This window comes from Pontibacter sp. LHS1 (assembly GCF_058932855.1).
The window spans coordinates 66,566-82,953 of record NZ_JBZYWF010000010.1; the positions used below are offsets into that span (position 1 = coordinate 66,566).

The window sequence follows — 16,388 nt, forward strand, 5'->3', positions numbered from 1 at the left end:
GAGGCCGTCTACAGTGTCACACTTCCTTTCTTACTGGGCTGGGTGGCAGGCGGTGTAGCGTCTACTAAATCCTCTTCCACCCCTTGCCTGAAGATCCTTTTCAGAATGTAGCTCTTGACTGAAAACGGCAGGATGCGACCCAGCCGGATCATAAACCTGTTTTTCCAGCCAGGTATAATCAAGCCCTCTTTCCTGTACATACCATCGATCGCCCGTCGCGCTACTTCCTCGGGTGTTTTAGTCAGGATACCCTTGCCCTTCTTGATGTGCTGATTGCGCTTGCGCATGGTTTTGGTGCTGGTAGGTCCGGGGCAGAGACAGCTTACATAAATATTGTAAGGCTTCAGCTCCATTTGCAGCGAGCGCGAAAAGGTGAGGACAAAGCTTTTGGTAGCTGCATAGACGCTCTTGTAAGGAAGCGGCATAAGCGAAGCAAAACTGCCAACGTTTAAGATGTAAGCCATTTCGTGCTCTCTGAGTTTAGGTATAAACAGGTGCGTCAGCGACACCACGGCCCCAACATTGAGCTGTATCATCTGCTGGTAGTCCTCCAGCGAAGACTCCTGGAAATAGCTGTAGTTGCCTACTCCAGCATTGTTGATCAGCACATTGATGCGGAGACCCTGCCCGTGGCACCAGTCATAGAGGTATTGAATGGCGTTCGGGGCGATCAGGTTCAGTTCGATGGTTTTAACCTCCACCCCGAACTGCTCCCGCAAGTTGGCGGCGGCTTCCACGAGCCCCGAATCCTGCAGGGCAACCAGGATCATGTGCTGACCGCGCCGGGCACATTCCGTCGCCATGGCCAGTCCGATGCCTGCGCTGGCACCGGTAATTAAGGTATAAGTCTTTTCAAGTTTCATTTCTGTTAGAGTGCTTGTAGTGTTCTGGATAGTCCTTCTTTTAGTGGTGTAATGGTATAGCCCAATTCTTTATCAGCTTTCCGGCTCGACACGCTCCAGTTGAGCAGATACTTCTTTGCCCAGTCGGGTGTGATCAGGGGCTTTGTGCCTGTCAATCTGGCCCAGGTCTCCATACCTTTGCTCGCCAAAAGCAATAAACCCGAGGGTATCTTTATGAGCCGCTTGTTTATACCTGTTACCTGTTTTATGAGATCGAAAAGTTGTACGTACGTAGCGTCCTCCCCACCCAGCAGGTAGCGCTCCCCGCTCCTGCCCTGCTCCATGGCCAGGATATGTCCCCGCACAACATCATCAATAAAACAGTAGTTGCCGACACTGCTGCCGTCACCAGGTATAAAGCGCCACTTGCCCGCCAGGTATAGCCGCATCAGCACAGCGATGCCGTTACTCTCCGTCTCAGGCCCTGGTCCATATACCCGTGTGGGGTTCACGACCACCACTTGAAGCCCTTTGGACGTGTATGCCAGGGCCAGCTGTTCCGCTTCTGCCTTCGTGCTTTCATACCAGTTCGTGAAAGGCTTGCTTCGCCGGGTAGTTTCATCAACCGGTTTTCCTGTCGACTCCGAAGGACCGAACACACTGGCTGTTGATGTAAATACCACTTTCTTTACCTGCTGTTTGTGTGCAGTTGCCAGCACATGATCTGTTCCCTCCACATTTACCTGCCGGTAAATGCGCTCGTCGTCGGGCCAGAGTTTAGCATAGGCCGCCAGGTGAAAGACGGCATCTGCACCTGCCATAGCCTGCTCGATGACCTCCACATCCTGCAAGTCGCCTACATATAATTGTACGCCAATTGATGCCAGGTCAGCCGCCTTTTCTTTGGACCGGACCAAAGCAGAAACTTCATACTTTCGGGAAACCAATTCTTTTACCAGGCTGTGGCCAATGTAGCCCGTCGCCCCGGTGACGAAGACATTCATAGAGGGTGTTTACCCTGGCAATCACTTTAATGTTATAAGCAACCGGATATTTGCAAACTACTCTCTCTAATTCCGTACAAAACCCAACAGTGTATAGAAGTTCTGACAGCACCGGGCAGCGCACCTTTAAAACCAGCAAATATGATATACATCGTGATGGGAATTTCGGGAAGTGGCAAGACCACGGTCGGGCAGAAACTTGCTGCCAGGCTCCGGCTCCCTTTTTATGATGCGGATGATTACCACCCCCGGCAAAGTGTTGACAAAATGCGGCAAGGTATACCCCTGAGCGATGGCGACCGGGCACCCTGGCTTGTGGAGTTAGCGAGCCTGATGCCCGCATGGGAAGCGAATGGAGGTGCCGTGCTGGCCTGCTCCGCCCTGAAAGAAGAATACCGGAAGACGCTGCAAACTGTTCCGGACATCAGCTGGATTTACCTGGATGGCTCCCGCGAAACAATCCTGAAGCGGCTGCAGGCAAGGCATGCGCATTTCATGCCCCCGGTCATGCTGGAGTCGCAGCTGCAAGCGCTGGAGAAGCCGGCCTACGGTATACACGTTGATGTTTCCTTAAGTCCTGAGCAGATCGTTCAGGAAGTAATCTCTAAACTAGAACATATGAACCCACATTCAGAATTTGGTGTGATTGGGCTTGGCGTGATGGGCAAAAGCCTGGCGCTAAATCTGGCAGGTCATGGCGTGCGCGTCGCGATGTACAACCGCCACCTGCCGGGTAAAGAAGAAGGTATAGCCGAGCAGGTGATTGCCGAGAATCCTTCTTTCACCAATATCAAGGGCTTTGATCAGCTGGAAGAGTTTGTGCAGTCACTGGAGAAACCGCGCAAAGTACTGCTGATGATCTATGCAGGCGCTATTGACGCGCAGCTGGAAGCACTCATCCCACTGCTCGAGCCCGGTGATGTGGTGGTAGACGGCGGCAACTCCTATTATAAGGATACGGAAAGGAGAACTGCACTGCTCACTGAGAAGGGGCTGCACTTTGTGGGTACCGGCATATCGGGTGGTGAGGAAGGCGCCCGCAAGGGACCCTCTATCATGCCCGGTGGTCCGCGCGAAGGTTACGAACAGGTGGCCAGGTACCTGGAGTTGATTGCGGCCAGGGATCGCAATGGCAAACCATGCACCACCTACATTGGCCCTGACGGAGCGGGGCACTTTGTGAAGATGGTGCACAACGGCATAGAGTATGCCGAGATGCAGGCGCTGGCAGAGGTTTATTCACTTTTGCGCCATATGCTAGGTATAGCACCCGCTGATATTGCCGCCATATTATCGGAATGGCAGCAGAGCGGACTGGGCAGTTACCTGCTGGAGATCACCATTGACATTCTGCAAAAGAAAGAAGGCGACGAACTGCTACTCGACAAGATACTGGACCAGGCAGAGCAGAAAGGCACCGGGGGCTGGTCAGCCGCTGTGGCCCTGGAGTTCGGCGTGCCCTACGACACTCTCTCTGCCGCCGTGATGGCCCGGGCTCTATCCGCCATGAAAAATGAAAGAGTAAAAGCGGCTGCACATTACCAGAAACAAAACCCGAATGTCACAATCGATGAAAAAAGCTTTGTTTCCAGTCTGAAACAAGCGTATCAGGCAACCCGCATCATCAATCACGAGATCGGCTTTAACCTGATGCGTGAAGTGTCAGAGCAGTTGAATTGGGAACTCAACTTCAGCGAAATAGCCCGCATCTGGACCAATGGGTGCATCATTCGCTCCGAACTGATGGAGGAACTGGTGGAGACTTACCAACAGGAACAGCGTCTGCTCCTGGCCCCTCCTATTGTCGATCGCATCCGACGTGCACGGCAGGGCTTCGCCTCAGTGGTAGCGCTTGGTCTGCAGTACGGTATACCGCTGCCGGTACTCTCCGCTGCCCTGAACTACTTCCTGGGGTATAGCACAGCGGACTCAGCGGCCAACCTGATACAGGCACAGCGGGACTATTTTGGGGCGCATACCTACCAGCGCAAGGACAAACCTGCCGGGGAGTATTTCCATACGGAATGGAAGTGAATCCATTAAATGGCAGTTACTAAAGAAAGGTGTTATAACATATTTCAATAACTCTATACTGAGATGATATAAGTCACTTCTGCGACTGACCACTGTCATAAGAATAGAAGAGTTTGGGGTGTTCTTTTGTAATCATAAAGACACTCTAACAGCAATTCTTATGAAACGGTCACATTTACCAAAAGCAATACGGCTGGCCATGGTGGCCATTTTCTGCCTCGGCATCGCCTCTTCCTGTGGCACCAAGACCACAAATGCCGAGATACTCAACTCCTTGAATGAAACGGCTGCTCCTGCTGAGATGCCCGTGATCGAAGCGGAGCTCACGGATGCCCCGCTTGTGCCGGCTCCTATTACCCGTAAGCACCCGGCCAAAGTGGTGGTGCGCCTGGAGGTAACAGAAGTAGTGAAGAAGCTAGCCGATGGCGTAGACTATACCTTCTGGACATTTGGTGGTTCGGTACCAGGTAAATTTATCCGCGTTCGCCAGAACGATGAGGTGGAGTTTCACCTCATGAACCACCCCGACAGTAAGAACCCCCACAACATAGACCTGCACGCCGTGACCGGCCCAGGTGGTGGTGCAGCCGCTACTTTCACAGCTCCCGGACAGGAAACGGTCTTCAATTTCAAAGCCCTGAACCCAGGTCTTTACGTGTACCACTGCGCTACGGCACCGGTAGGTATGCATATCGCCAACGGTATGTATGGTCTGATCATGGTGGAGCCTGAAGAAGGTATGGAGCCGGTTGACAAGGAGTACTACGTGATGCAGGGTGACTTCTACACCAAAGGAGCCTTCGGAGCGCCTGGTCTGCAGCCATTTGATATGGAGAAGGCCCTGGACGAGAAACCTTCTTACGTGGTGTTTAACGGCTCTGTAGGCTCTATGACCGGTGACAATGCTATCACTGCCAAAGTGGGTGACAAAGTGCGTCTCTTCGTGGGTAACGGCGGTCCTAACCTGGTTTCTTCTTTCCATGTGATCGGTGAGATATTCGACACGGTATACCCTGAAGGTGGCACCAACCTGAACAAGAACGTGCAAACCACGCTTGTACCTGCCGGTGGCTCCGCCATCACAGAGTTTAAGGTAGACGTACCGGGCAATTATGTGCTCGTTGACCACTCTATCTTCAGAACCTTCAATAAAGGTGCGCTGGGTATGCTGAAAGTAGAAGGTCCGGATAACCTGGCCATCTTCTCAGGACAAACAGAGCAGAAGATCTATCTGCCAGAGGGCTCTACTGTGCAGGAGATGCCGAAGACAAATACACCGAAAGCGGCTTTTGCCTCTAACAAGGAGATGCGCATGGAGCTTGGCAAAACTCTTTACGCGCAGAACTGCCAGGCCTGTCACCAGGCAGAAGGCCAGGGCATCAAAGGCGCCTTCCCTCCGCTTGCCAAGTCTGATTACCTGAATGCCGACGTGGATCGTTCTATCGGGGTGGTAGCCCACGGTCTGGAAGGACAGATCAAAGTGAACGGAGAAGTATACAACAGCACCATGCCGAAGCTAAAACTATCAGATGAGGAGATCGCCAACGTGATGACCTTTGTGATGAACAACTGGGGCAACAAAGGTGGTGAGATCACACCAGAGCAGGTGAAGAAGGCCAAAGACAAGTACAAACACTGATTACTAATACCTTTCAATCATGCGACGACTTCTGACAGTCCTGCTGATGCTCGGAGCCTGTAGTATAGCACAAGCACAAAAGGGCACTCCTGCCGACATGGTTCATGTCAAAGGAGGCACTTTTGTGCCGCTTTACGGCAGCAACAACCAGGCAGTGACGGTGCAGGGCTTTATCATGGATAAGTACCCGGTAACCAATGCCCAGTACGAGACCTTTGTAGCCGAAAACCCTAAATGGCGGAAGTCTGAGGTAAAAGCGCTTTTTGCAGATGCCGGGTACCTAAAGCACTGGGCCAGCCCGCTGGGCGTGGGCTCTGCTGCCGATAAGCTCAAAGACAGTCCCGTGATCAACGTGTCTTGGTTTGCCGCCAAAGCCTACTGTGAGTGCCAGGGCAAGCGCCTGCCTACCGTGAACGAATGGGAGTTTGCCGCACTGGCCAGCGAAACGAAAAAAGATGCCTCCAGCGAGCCCAGCTTTTATCAGCGCAGCCTCGACTGGTACAGTCAGCCTAATCCGAGGTACCTGCCACCTGTGCAGGATGCCTTTAAAAACTATTATGGACTGTACGGGATGATCGGGCTGGTATGGGAATGGACCTCTGATTTCAATTCTGCCCTGATTGTGGGGGAGTCCAGACAAAACGCCAGCCTGGACAGGCAGCTGTTCTGCGGAGCCGGTTCGACCGGAGCGAGTGATGTGAAAAATTATGTGGCCTTTATGCGCTACGCCTTCCGCTCCAGCCTGAAAGCCAACTACACCGTAGCTAACCTGGGCTTCAGATGCGTGCAGGACGTACCCGCACAAACCACAGCAAAAAAATAACCTGATTATTATGAAACGCTATACCTTATACCTGTTCACGTTGATCACTCTTGGCTTCACGGCCTGTCAGCAGGAAGTGCCGCAGGAAGAAGACAGCTGCTGTGCCAAACCAGTCGCTGCTAATGAACTTCCGGACGGTACCGGCACACTCGGTATACCTACGGCAGCTTTGACAGATATGTCGCTCTACCAACTTGAATCCGAGTGGCTAAACCAAAATGGCGAGGAGCTGCAGCTGCAGGAATTGCAAGGGAAAGTGCAGCTGGTAGCTATGATCTATACCCATTGCAGCTATGCCTGCCCGCGCATCATCGCGGACCTGAAGCGCATCGAGATGGGCCTGGAACAGTACAAGCGGGAAGACATCGGGATCGTGCTCCTGACTATGGACCCAGCCCGTGATACACCGGAACGCCTCCTGGACTTCGCCAGATCCAACAACCTTGACACCAGGCGCTGGACGCTGCTGACCAGCGAGCAGGATAATATCCGGGAACTGGCCGCCCTGTTGAACATGAAATACAAGACAGAACTGGATGGGGAAATCTCTCACTCCAATATTATCTCGGTGCTAAATGAAAACGGTGAGATCATCCACCAGGCAGAAGGCCTCGGCGTAGAGCCTGATGAAACCGTCAACGCCATTAAAGGTTTGCTGCAGAAAATTTAAGGTATTGCGATCAAACAAAAATCCCTGGGCCAGTCTTAACAGAGCAGTCCAGGGATTTTTTGTTTGGGAGGCTGTTACTTCAGATTTCTCACAAGTGTCGAAATGACAAATAAAAACCTCAGTTAGGCGGGATTGATTTATGCCCTATCCAATCGTGCCTCCGGCAATCAGTAAATAACAATTAACTCAATAAATTACCCCTTCCCTCTCATTTGCTTCTCCATCGCGTCCCACATTTCCTGCGGTATCTGATCAAAGGAGTTAAATTCCCCGGCTCCGTACAGCCACTCTCCTCCGTCTATGGTCACCACTTCGCCGTTTACAAAGGCAGCGTAGTCTGATACCAGGTAGGCGGCCAGGTTGGCCAGTTCCTGGTGTTCGCCAAAGCGGCCAACAGGTATACGTTTCACCGGATCGAGCTTGTCGGCAAGTTGTTTCGGGAACAGCCTTGTCCAGGCCCCCTCGGTTGGGAAAGGTCCGGGAGCGATGGCATTAGAACGAATGCCATACTTGGCCCACTCTGACGCCAGGGAACGTGTCATGGCCAGCACCCCGGCTTTGGCGCAGGCAGAAGGCACTACATAGCCAGAGCCGGTCCAGGCGTAGGTGGTCACGATATTGAGGATGGTCCCCTCCTGCTTCTGCTCGATCCAATGTTTGCCCAAGGCCAGCGTACAATTGTAGCTCCCCTTGAGCACGATGTCGGTGATCACATCAAAAGCTTTGTGGCTGAGGCGCTCAGTTGGACTCACGAAGTTGCCGGCCGCATTGTTGATCAGCACATCCACTCTGCCGAACTTATCGAGCGCAGCCTGGAGCATGGCTTCAATTTCGTTGTATTTGCGCACGTCACAGGCGATTGGCAGTACCTGTCCGCCGGTTTCTTGCATCAGTTCTTCGGCGGCCTTGTCAAGCACATCCTGCTTGCGGCTACAGATCACGGCGTTGGCGCCGAGCTCCAGAAAGTATTTTGTCATGGAGCGGCCAAGGCCAGTGCCGCCTCCGGTTATCACTATGGTTTTGCCTTTCAGGGCGCCTTCTTTCAGCATAGGTTCTGCCTTCATCGTCTTATTTTGTTTGTTTTAAAAAGCTAACGTATAAATGTCAGGGCTGACTAGCTAAAGATAAGAACCTAAGGCGAAAATAAGAGTAAAAGAACCATTCTTTTGCTGAAGCATATAATACTATGGATCTAAAAACTATTGAAAAAGAACTGAAGGAAGCGATAGACGGGCTGCTAATGATGAGTGAAACCGATGCCCCCTTCGAATTCTACCAGGCGGAAGACTTCAAAGGCGAAAAGCTGGACGAAGAGACGGTGCTGAAGCTGTCGGGCATGCCCGCGCATTACCCATTTGAAGAATTGGAGCTTGGCTATTTCCTGCGCAACATGACACATGCCAGGCCGGAAACAGGCGAAGAAGGCTTGCAACAGGCCAAGCGTTTCCAGAACCTGGAAAAGAAGCTGCAGGAGCTCTTACAAGATGTCAAGGTATACCGTGTCGGCGAATACCAGAAACTGGTGTTCATACTTGGCCGTACACCGGGCGGTGAAATTGCCGGGCTGAAAACCATCATGGTCGAAACCACATAAAATGAAGAATCCCCGACTTGAACAGCCGGGAATTCTTTTAGGTAGCTCTAATAACACGAGTCACAACATATTTTCAGTAATGGTCCTGTAGCAGCTTGTTGGCTGCAATGATTCCGCTCAGGCACACACCCACTATCCCCTGCCCCGGGTAGACAGAGTCACCGCAGACATAGGCGCCTTTGTGGTCGAGGCGGGCGTCTTTCATTTGCCAGGGTTTGATGTCGCGGTACTGGGGGTAGCCGCCTACCATGCCGTAGGCTCTTTGCGTCCAGAAGATCCACGCTCCCGGTGTAGCCGAGTCCAGGTGCAGGATGTCTGTACGGTCAAGCAAATCCAAGGCTTCCAGTCTGGCAATGATCGCTTCCTGCAGCATTCGCTTGTCGTTGATCCGAAGTGCAGCCGGGTTGGGCACATGGGTGCTGATCGCCACGACCCGCTCCCCCTCCTGGGTCCGGATTTTGTCTGCCGGGTGACTGTAACTCACAAAAAAGCTCTTGCTGCCGATAACCGGCAAACCTCCCGGCACATGCACCTGGTGGTGCAGCACAGGTATGGCGGGCCCCTGACGGAGGGCAATGGCCATGGTAAAAGCACCGTTCAGTTTTTCGGATGGCAGCAGGTAGGGCTTCAGTTTCTGTTTTGCCTTTTCATCCTGAAACAGCTCAAAAGTATCATTCAGCGGAATGCCACTGATAACAAAGCGGGCATGGTAAGTCCCTGCCATGCAGCTGACTTCATACCCATCAGACTTAGGGGTAATTTTGTTCACGTGACGCCGGTACAGAATGGTGCTGCCCTTGCCGTGTAGATACTGCTCAAGCACACGAGCCAATCCAATCATACCCCCTTCCACATAGTAGTTGCCAAACAAGGTATAGCACAGGGCGGTTGCGCCGAAAAGTTCGTTTACCTGCTCCAGGCGGTTTTGCGCGGTGATCAGCAGTTGCTCGTTTACAAAGTCAACGAAGAGCCTGTTCTTGTCTAGTCCATACTTTTTCAGCAGGTCTTCCATTGTCCGGAATGCGCCTGGCAACAAGGACAGCTGATGTGGCCGCACATGCCGTACAGCCTGCCAGAGGTCCCGCAGGTTCGAAAACGGAAATGACTGTTGCTCCAGCGAAGTCCGCCATACCTGCTGACTGACCCGATAGCAGTGTTCCCAGAAAGGACGCTGGCCCTCTGGCCCAAACACCCGCTCCGCTTCATCTATCCAATCGTCAAGTTGTGCATAGCGGGTCAGGGTTTGCCCATCCGGCAGGTATACCTGCATGGGGGTATCAAGCTGCCATAGCGGGAGTTCTATACCTGTCACGTCGAGCAGATGGCGCAGGGGCATGTGCTCGTCCAAACCCACCAGTGTGGTCGCCCCCGTCTCGAACCAGTAGCCTTTGCGCTTATAGGATGAAGCGCAGCCACCGGGGTATTTGGCTTGTTCCAGCACGGCTACTTTCAGCCCACGGTGGGCAAGCAAGGCAGCGGCTGTGAGTGAACCAAATCCGGAACCGATCAGGAGGACGTCGTACTGCATGTAAGTATAAATTTAGGCTTACCTTTGTCGCAAGCGATAACAAGTGAGCTTACGGAATGTTAAGACCAAAACTCTAAGGCGATGCAAAAGAAAGTTGACATAAGTATTATGGGCTGTGGCTGGCTTGGTCTCCCGCTGGCTGAAGCCCTTATACGTGCTGGCCTGCGGGTAAACGGCTCTACGACGTCTGAGCAGAAGCTGGATGTCCTGAAACAGGCAGGTATAAACCCCTTTCTGATCAATCTGACCGACCCGGACTTAAACCAGGAGGCCCTTTCAGATTTTCTGCAGGCGGATGTGCTGGTACTCAACATCCCACCCAAACTTCGGTCAGATGGCGGCGAGAGCTACCTGCAACAGATGACGGCACTGCGTAAAGCCCTGCTGCAATCGCCTGTCAATCGGGTGCTTTTTGTGTCCTCTACTTCTGTATACCCTGACCTGAACCGCATCGTGACCGAAGAAGACACCAGCTTTACAGATGAAATTGACCCGGATAACACGCTGCTCCAGTCTGAACGGATGTTCCGGAACAGTGAAAACTGGGTATGCACAGTGGTTCGATTTGGTGGACTGGTGGGCAGTGACCGGCAGCCGGGGCGCTTCCTGGCGGGCAAGCATGAGCTGCCAAACGGTGATGCACCCGTGAACATGATACACCTGGAAGACTGCCTGAACATTCTGGAGCGCATCATCGCAGAGGAAAAATGGGGCCAGGTATACAATGCCTGTGCCGACGAGCACCCCAGTCGCAGGGATTTTTATGTTGCCGCCGCAAAGGCACTTGATCTTGAAGCCCCGAGGTTCAGAAACATGGAAGAAACCAGCTTTAAGCTGATCAGCAGCCAGAAGCTGAAAGACGACCTGGCCTACGTCTTCTCCCACCCGGATCCCATGACATTCTTTTAGTATCTTTGTGAGAGAATTGCTGATTGCTCAATACTACTTGTTATTCCTCAAAGTGCAAACAATCAACAATAAACAATCAATAGTTAGTCATTTTGATAAAAGTTATAGTCATAGGTGGCGGAGCGGCCGGATACTTTGGGGCAATAGCGTGTGCACAGGCCAATCCAGAGGCACAGGTTACCATCCTGGAAAAGAGTAATAAGCTGCTGTCGAAGGTGAAGGTATCGGGTGGCGGGCGCTGCAATGTGACACATCACTGTTTTATACCTTCCGTATTTGCGCAGCATTATCCCCGTGGCTCCAAACAGTTGAAGGAAGCTTTCAAGTCTTTCGGGGCAACTGAAACAGTAGCCTGGTTTGAGAGCCGGGGCGTTAAGTTAAAGGCTGAAGCCGACGGTCGCATGTTTCCGGTGACTGATAACTCCCAGACCATCATTGACTGCCTGCAGCGCGAAGCTGCTAAGGCTGGTGTGGTAGTGAAAACAGGTATAGCCGTGGGGCGCATTGTGCCTGAGCCTGATAAAGGAGGTTATACCTTATACCTGAGTAATAAGCAGGAAATCCGGGCTGACCGGGTGCTGGTTAGCTCAGGTGGCAATCCGAAGAGTCAGAACTATGACTGGCTGCGGGCACTTGGTCATCCCATTCAGGAGCCGGTTCCTTCCCTGTTCACGTTTAATGTGCCGGGTTCGCCGCTTAAAGAACTGCAGGGTATAGCCGTGCCACAAGCCAGGGTGCGCATCGCTGGTCAGAAACTGGAGTATGAAGGACCGCTGCTGATCACGCACTGGGGCTACAGTGGGCCGGCGGTGCTGAAGCTATCCGCCTGGGGTGCCCGCTTGTTCCATGGCATGAACTACCGCTTTACGGCTTTGGTGAGCTGGGTACACGACCAGACCGAAGAGAGTCTGCGGGAGCAGCTGCAACAGTTCAGACAGGCACACCCCAAAAAAGTGGTGACGACCAATCCCCTCTTCGGGCTTCCGCAGCGACTCTGGAAAGCGCTGACAGGTATAGCAGGTATAAATGACGAAGTAAAGTGGGCCGAACTGCCCGCTAAGAATACAAACAAACTGGTAGAGGCATTGCTCCGGATGCCGGTGGAGGTCGATGGCAAAACCACTTTCAAGGAAGAGTTTGTGACTTGTGGCGGTGTGGACCTCAGCCAGATCAATATGAAAACGATGGAGAGCCGTCTCCATCCGGGCCTACACTTTGCCGGCGAAGTGCTTGATATGGATGGCATAACCGGTGGCTTTAACTTCCAGGCTGCCTGGACAACGGGGTACCTGGCAGGTATAGCTATGGCCACTCCCATATCCTAGCATAGCGATATATCCATTTTGGAAACAAAAAATTAGGGAATGCAGTACATCAGCATACAAAACCTAATAAAAATATCACTATGGAAATTAATAAAGAAGTTTACTCAACCGTACACCATCTCATCGAAAGATGCAAAGACGGTGTAAAGGGTTATAAAACTGCTGCCGAAGACGTAGAGGACCAGGACCTGAAAGAACTGTTCCGCAAGTATGCCGTGCAGCGCGACAGCATGATCACTGAACTGCAGGACCAACTGCACAAAATGGGTAAGACAGACGACGAGTCCAGCTCGATTGAAGGCACACTGCACCGCGCCTGGATCGATATCAAAGCGGCTCTTTCTTCAAAGGACAGAAAGCGTATATTGGAGGAGTGTGAGCGTGGTGAAGACTATGCCGTGAAGGCCTATGAAGAAGCCATGGAGAAAAACTTGCCAGGTGAGTTGAAGCCGATCGTGGAGCAACAATACCGCGACGTGAAAAATGCACATGACCACATCCGTTCGCTGCGTGACAGTGCCTGATCTTTTGTAAATGACAGATAAAACAGAAAGGAGCTTTTGGGGCTCCTTTTTTTGTGCGCTTTGCTTCAGCTGCATAATAGACAGGTATAAAAGTAATAAGCCTGACATCCGTCTGATGTCAGGCTTATCAGTTCTAACTGCGTAAAACAGTAGAATAATCTTCCAACCTTTTTATGATACCTTCTTTAACGGAAGGTTAAGGCCAAGGTTACGGATTCAGAAAAAATATTTTGAAAACAAAAAGGCTGACGTTTCAAGTCAGCCTTTTCTAACAATTTGAAGCTTTTTACACTTCAAGCTTTGTATATCCTTTTATACGAACTACCCGCAGGCAGGTTCGGTCAATTAGAATCTTTTTTTGCGGAATCCGCCACGATCGCCACCGCTGCTGCGACGGTCACCGCCTCTGAAAGAGTCGCGGTCGCCACGTCCACCGAAACGGCTTCCACCGCCTCCGTATCCGCCTTCACGACGACCACCTCTGTCGCCTCCACGATCTCCGCCGAAGCCACCACGGTCACCACCGCCGAAGCGCTTGCCACCACGATCACCACCACGGTCTGCACCGCGATCGCTGAAGCCGAAATCTTCTCTGCCACCACCGGCGGCACCGCCTTCTTTCTTCTGTGATTTCTCTACGATCACCATACGACCATCTACCTCGATGCGGCCAACTTTCTGAAGGATGTCAGCAGTATATTCGCTAGGCACCTCTACAAAGCTGAACTTGTCATACAGGTCGATGTCGCCTACTTTAGAAGCAGGAATATCGGCGTTCTGGCTCAGCAGGTCGATCAGGTCTTTCGGGTGTACACGGTCTTTTTTACCGATCGTGATGAACAGACGGTCAAAACCGGCTTTCGGTCCACCAAGTCCTTTTTCGGCTTCTTTGCCAGCCTCTTTCGTTTTTGCTTCCTTCAGGCTCATTTTGAGCAGAGCGGCTGCCACTTCAAGGGAGGTATAGTCTTCGTTCACCAGTTTCTCGATGGTGTTGACATGCTTGGTCAGGTTGCCCTTCTCCAGCACTTCACGCACTTTGTCAAGGAACAGGTTGGTACGGATCTCGTTTACGTCTTCGTAAGTTGGTACCTGCTGCAGCTGCACATTCGCTTTGGTATATCGCATGATGTCTTTCAGCTTGTACATGTCAGAACGGCCTGCCACGAAAGAGAAAGCCTTGCCTGACTTACCGGCACGCCCTGTACGGCCAATACGGTGTACATAAGACTCTTCGTCCTGCGGCAGGTCGTAGTTGAATACAGCCTCTACATTGTCTACGTCAAGACCACGGGCAGCCACATCAGTTGCTACCAGTATCTCCAGTGTGCCGTTACGGAACTTGCCCATCACGTTAGAACGCTGGTTCTGGTTCAGGTCACCGTGAAGCGCATCAGCGAAATAGCCACGTGCCTGCAGGTTAGTTACCAGTTCGTCTACCATACGCTTGGTATTGCAGAAGATGATAACCGACTTCATATTGTGCATGTCCAGGATGCGGGAAAGAACTTCCTGCTTCATAGAGTTACGCACCTCGAAGTATACCTGGTCAATGTTGGTTACCGTCAGTTCCTTATGCACCACCTTTACGATCACCGGATCTTTCTGGTAACGCTTGGTCAGGTCCATGATTGGCTTGGACATAGTAGCCGAGAAGAAGATTGTCTGGCGCTCTTCCGGCATTTTGCTCAGCACGAATTCAATATCGTCACGGAAGCCCATGTCGAGCATTTCGTCGGCTTCATCCAGGATGATCTTTTTGATCTTATCCAATTTAAGGGTGCCGCGCTCGATGTGGTCCATCACACGGCCCGGCGTACCGATCACAATCTGCACACCCTGCTTAAGGGCACGCAGCTGACGGTCATAAGCCTGACCACCATAGATAGGCACGATGCTGATGCCTGGCTTATACTTAATAAGTTTCTGGATCTCTCCTGCTACCTGAATAGCCAGTTCACGCGTCGGGCACAGGATAAGCGCCTGCACACTGCGATCGTTCTCGTCGATGCTCTCAATGGTAGGTATACCGAAGGCGGCCGTCTTGCCCGTACCCGTCTGGGCCTGGCCAATAATGTCGCGTCCTTCTAATACTACAGGGATTGCTTCTGTTTGGATGGGAGATGCTTCTTCGAAGCCCATGTCAGCGATAGCACGCTGGACTTCCGGCGAAAGCGGAAGCTCGTCAAATCTGATTTTGTTCATTCTGATAATAATAACTTTTTACACTTCATCTGGAGACAGCCTGTCCATAAACCCTTCTTTACGAAAAAGAAGTACGACAAGAAAAAAAATCAACCAGGTTTTGCTTTAAAGGCGGTGTAGCCAGTTTTACTTAAATCAGACTGATCCCAAATCGGCTGCAAAGGTACGCATAATAAATGACATCATCGTCATGCGTTCAAACATATTATCAAATAAGTCAACATAAGTGCGTGTGTATTATTTGGTTATAAAATTGTTCTGAGAAAATGGTGAACGATTATATTTATTTCAAAATCTTTTTTATTTTGCGTAAAAATATTCCAAATAATTATTGAAATAAGAAACACTTAATTCATTTACCCGTAAATAGATTACATTCACCCTTAAAATCAAGCTGTTAGCTATTATTAGAATTTTTTCATTGGTATATCCAAAATATTGCACGTAGTTTAGTGTATTACAGGATCAAATCAAGTTTAATTTTAACAGCCTAAACCTAATCCTATTAAAATTCGATTGCCTTTGTGATCGATTTGCCATAGGCTTTACTGCCACCACCTTACCCATTCAATTGAAAGCAATACTTTTAGAAATAACTGTGCAGAATATAATCTGTATCATAAAAATACCTTAGATCTTTAACCCTTTAATCCTTTCTAATTATGTTACACTTCTCCAAAATCACAGCTAAAAGCAAGGACTTTCATCTAATCGCATCAGGTGCACTGGCTTTCAAGATCCATAACAAGATCCTGAAGGACGAAGATTTCATGAAGGGTGCCAAAGTATCACGCAATCTGCTGCAAAGCAATGCGATTATTAAATCAGACAAAAGTGAGGCAAAGGTGTTCTTTGTGATCATCTCTGATCTTGATAAGATGAATGCTTCTAACCTGTGTAGCATGATAGCAAAGGAACGCGCAAAGGGAAGCTATGCGGTATGCCAGGTGATACCAATGTATTACAATGAGCCATCTTTCAAGGCTCTCAAGATGCTGCGTCAGAATTTTGATGAAGTGATTGAACTGAACAAATTAACGCTGGGTGGCGGCAAGGCGCTGATGAGCACCGAACAGCAACACTGCATTATTACGGATTACTCTATCTCCATGGCACGCATCATGCGCAATGTATGCGTAGGTGAGCATGCCCCTGCCAAAGAAAAAGAAGAAAAGAAAGGCCAGGTCGTATACGCATAGCCTTTTACTCTAACATAGAAAGGCAACAGGCTCCTTCGCGCAAGCGGGGGAGCTTTTTGTATTTTATACCCTGAGCTCCAAACATTTGCTGTAAA

The 16,388-nt window shown here is 50.9% G+C and carries 14 protein-coding genes; 9 read left to right on the forward strand and 5 right to left on the reverse strand.

Annotated features, from left to right (window positions below):
* Nucleotides 1–8: 8 nt before the first annotated feature.
* Both AC5FXQ_RS17200 and AC5FXQ_RS17205 read right to left on the reverse strand, forming a co-directional pair.
* On the reverse strand, nucleotides 9–863 hold the full coding sequence (locus AC5FXQ_RS17200; protein WP_493603652.1) for an SDR family NAD(P)-dependent oxidoreductase: 855 nt from the start codon (nucleotides 861–863) through the stop codon (nucleotides 9–11).
* 5 nt (nucleotides 864–868) lie between these two features.
* On the reverse strand, nucleotides 869–1,846 hold the full coding sequence (locus tag AC5FXQ_RS17205; RefSeq protein WP_493603653.1) for an SDR family oxidoreductase: 978 nt from the start codon (nucleotides 1,844–1,846) through the stop codon (nucleotides 869–871).
* 141 nt (nucleotides 1,847–1,987) lie between these two features.
* Here AC5FXQ_RS17205 and gnd point away from each other — a divergent pair, with 141 nt between their 5' ends.
* From gnd to AC5FXQ_RS17225, 4 genes are all read left to right on the forward strand, one after another.
* Nucleotides 1,988–3,880, forward strand: a complete 1,893-nt coding sequence (gene gnd / locus AC5FXQ_RS17210) for a decarboxylating NADP(+)-dependent phosphogluconate dehydrogenase (protein WP_493603654.1) — start codon at nucleotides 1,988–1,990, stop codon at nucleotides 3,878–3,880.
* Between the two features lie 160 nt (nucleotides 3,881–4,040).
* A complete protein-coding gene (gene nirK / locus AC5FXQ_RS17215; RefSeq protein ID WP_493603655.1) occupies nucleotides 4,041–5,519 on the forward strand; it encodes a copper-containing nitrite reductase in 1,479 nt (492 codons plus the stop codon).
* Between the two features lie 19 nt (nucleotides 5,520–5,538).
* Nucleotides 5,539–6,342, forward strand: a complete 804-nt coding sequence (locus AC5FXQ_RS17220) for a formylglycine-generating enzyme family protein (RefSeq protein ID WP_493603656.1) — start codon at nucleotides 5,539–5,541, stop codon at nucleotides 6,340–6,342.
* Nucleotides 6,343–6,352: 10 nt separating this feature from the next.
* The gene (locus tag AC5FXQ_RS17225; RefSeq protein ID WP_493603657.1) at nucleotides 6,353–7,012 is read left to right on the forward strand and encodes an SCO family protein; all 660 of its coding nucleotides are present in this window, start codon (nucleotides 6,353–6,355) and stop codon (nucleotides 7,010–7,012) included.
* Nucleotides 7,013–7,206: 194 nt separating this feature from the next.
* Here the strand turns inward: AC5FXQ_RS17225 and AC5FXQ_RS17230 are convergent, their stop codons facing one another.
* Nucleotides 7,207–8,076, reverse strand: a complete 870-nt coding sequence (locus tag AC5FXQ_RS17230) for an SDR family oxidoreductase (protein WP_493603658.1) — start codon at nucleotides 8,074–8,076, stop codon at nucleotides 7,207–7,209.
* Between the two features lie 122 nt (nucleotides 8,077–8,198).
* On the opposite strand from AC5FXQ_RS17230, the gene AC5FXQ_RS17235 reads away from it, so the two are divergent.
* Complete coding sequence (locus AC5FXQ_RS17235; RefSeq protein WP_493603659.1) at nucleotides 8,199–8,606, forward strand: nuclease A inhibitor family protein; 408 nt, start codon at nucleotides 8,199–8,201, stop codon at nucleotides 8,604–8,606.
* A gap of 73 nt (nucleotides 8,607–8,679) precedes the next feature.
* Here the strand turns inward: AC5FXQ_RS17235 and AC5FXQ_RS17240 are convergent, their stop codons facing one another.
* Nucleotides 8,680–10,134: a phytoene desaturase family protein gene (locus AC5FXQ_RS17240; RefSeq protein ID WP_493603660.1), complete on the reverse strand. Its 1,455-nt coding sequence runs from the start codon at nucleotides 10,132–10,134 to the stop codon at nucleotides 8,680–8,682.
* A gap of 81 nt (nucleotides 10,135–10,215) precedes the next feature.
* On the opposite strand from AC5FXQ_RS17240, the gene AC5FXQ_RS17245 reads away from it, so the two are divergent.
* The 3 genes from AC5FXQ_RS17245 (at nucleotide 10,216) to AC5FXQ_RS17255 (ending at nucleotide 12,892) form a co-directional block, all read left to right on the forward strand.
* Entirely contained in the window at nucleotides 10,216–11,043 is an 828-nt protein-coding gene (locus tag AC5FXQ_RS17245) for an SDR family oxidoreductase (protein ID WP_493603661.1), read from the forward strand.
* A gap of 92 nt (nucleotides 11,044–11,135) precedes the next feature.
* Nucleotides 11,136–12,368: a BaiN/RdsA family NAD(P)/FAD-dependent oxidoreductase gene (locus tag AC5FXQ_RS17250; RefSeq protein ID WP_493603662.1), complete on the forward strand. Its 1,233-nt coding sequence runs from the start codon at nucleotides 11,136–11,138 to the stop codon at nucleotides 12,366–12,368.
* An 80-nt stretch (nucleotides 12,369–12,448) separates the two neighbouring features.
* Nucleotides 12,449–12,892 carry a ferritin-like domain-containing protein gene (locus AC5FXQ_RS17255; RefSeq protein WP_493603663.1) on the forward strand — a complete coding sequence of 148 codons (444 nt, stop codon included), beginning with the start codon at nucleotides 12,449–12,451 and terminating at the stop codon, nucleotides 12,890–12,892.
* A 345-nt stretch (nucleotides 12,893–13,237) separates the two neighbouring features.
* On the opposite strand, the gene AC5FXQ_RS17260 is transcribed toward AC5FXQ_RS17255, so the two are convergent.
* Nucleotides 13,238–15,094 carry a DEAD/DEAH box helicase gene (locus tag AC5FXQ_RS17260; protein WP_493603664.1) on the reverse strand — a complete coding sequence of 619 codons (1,857 nt, stop codon included), beginning with the start codon at nucleotides 15,092–15,094 and terminating at the stop codon, nucleotides 13,238–13,240.
* A gap of 662 nt (nucleotides 15,095–15,756) precedes the next feature.
* Here AC5FXQ_RS17260 and AC5FXQ_RS17265 point away from each other — a divergent pair.
* Nucleotides 15,757–16,293, forward strand: a complete 537-nt coding sequence (locus AC5FXQ_RS17265; protein ID WP_493603665.1) for a hypothetical protein — start codon at nucleotides 15,757–15,759, stop codon at nucleotides 16,291–16,293.
* Nucleotides 16,294–16,388: the final 95 nt, after the last annotated feature.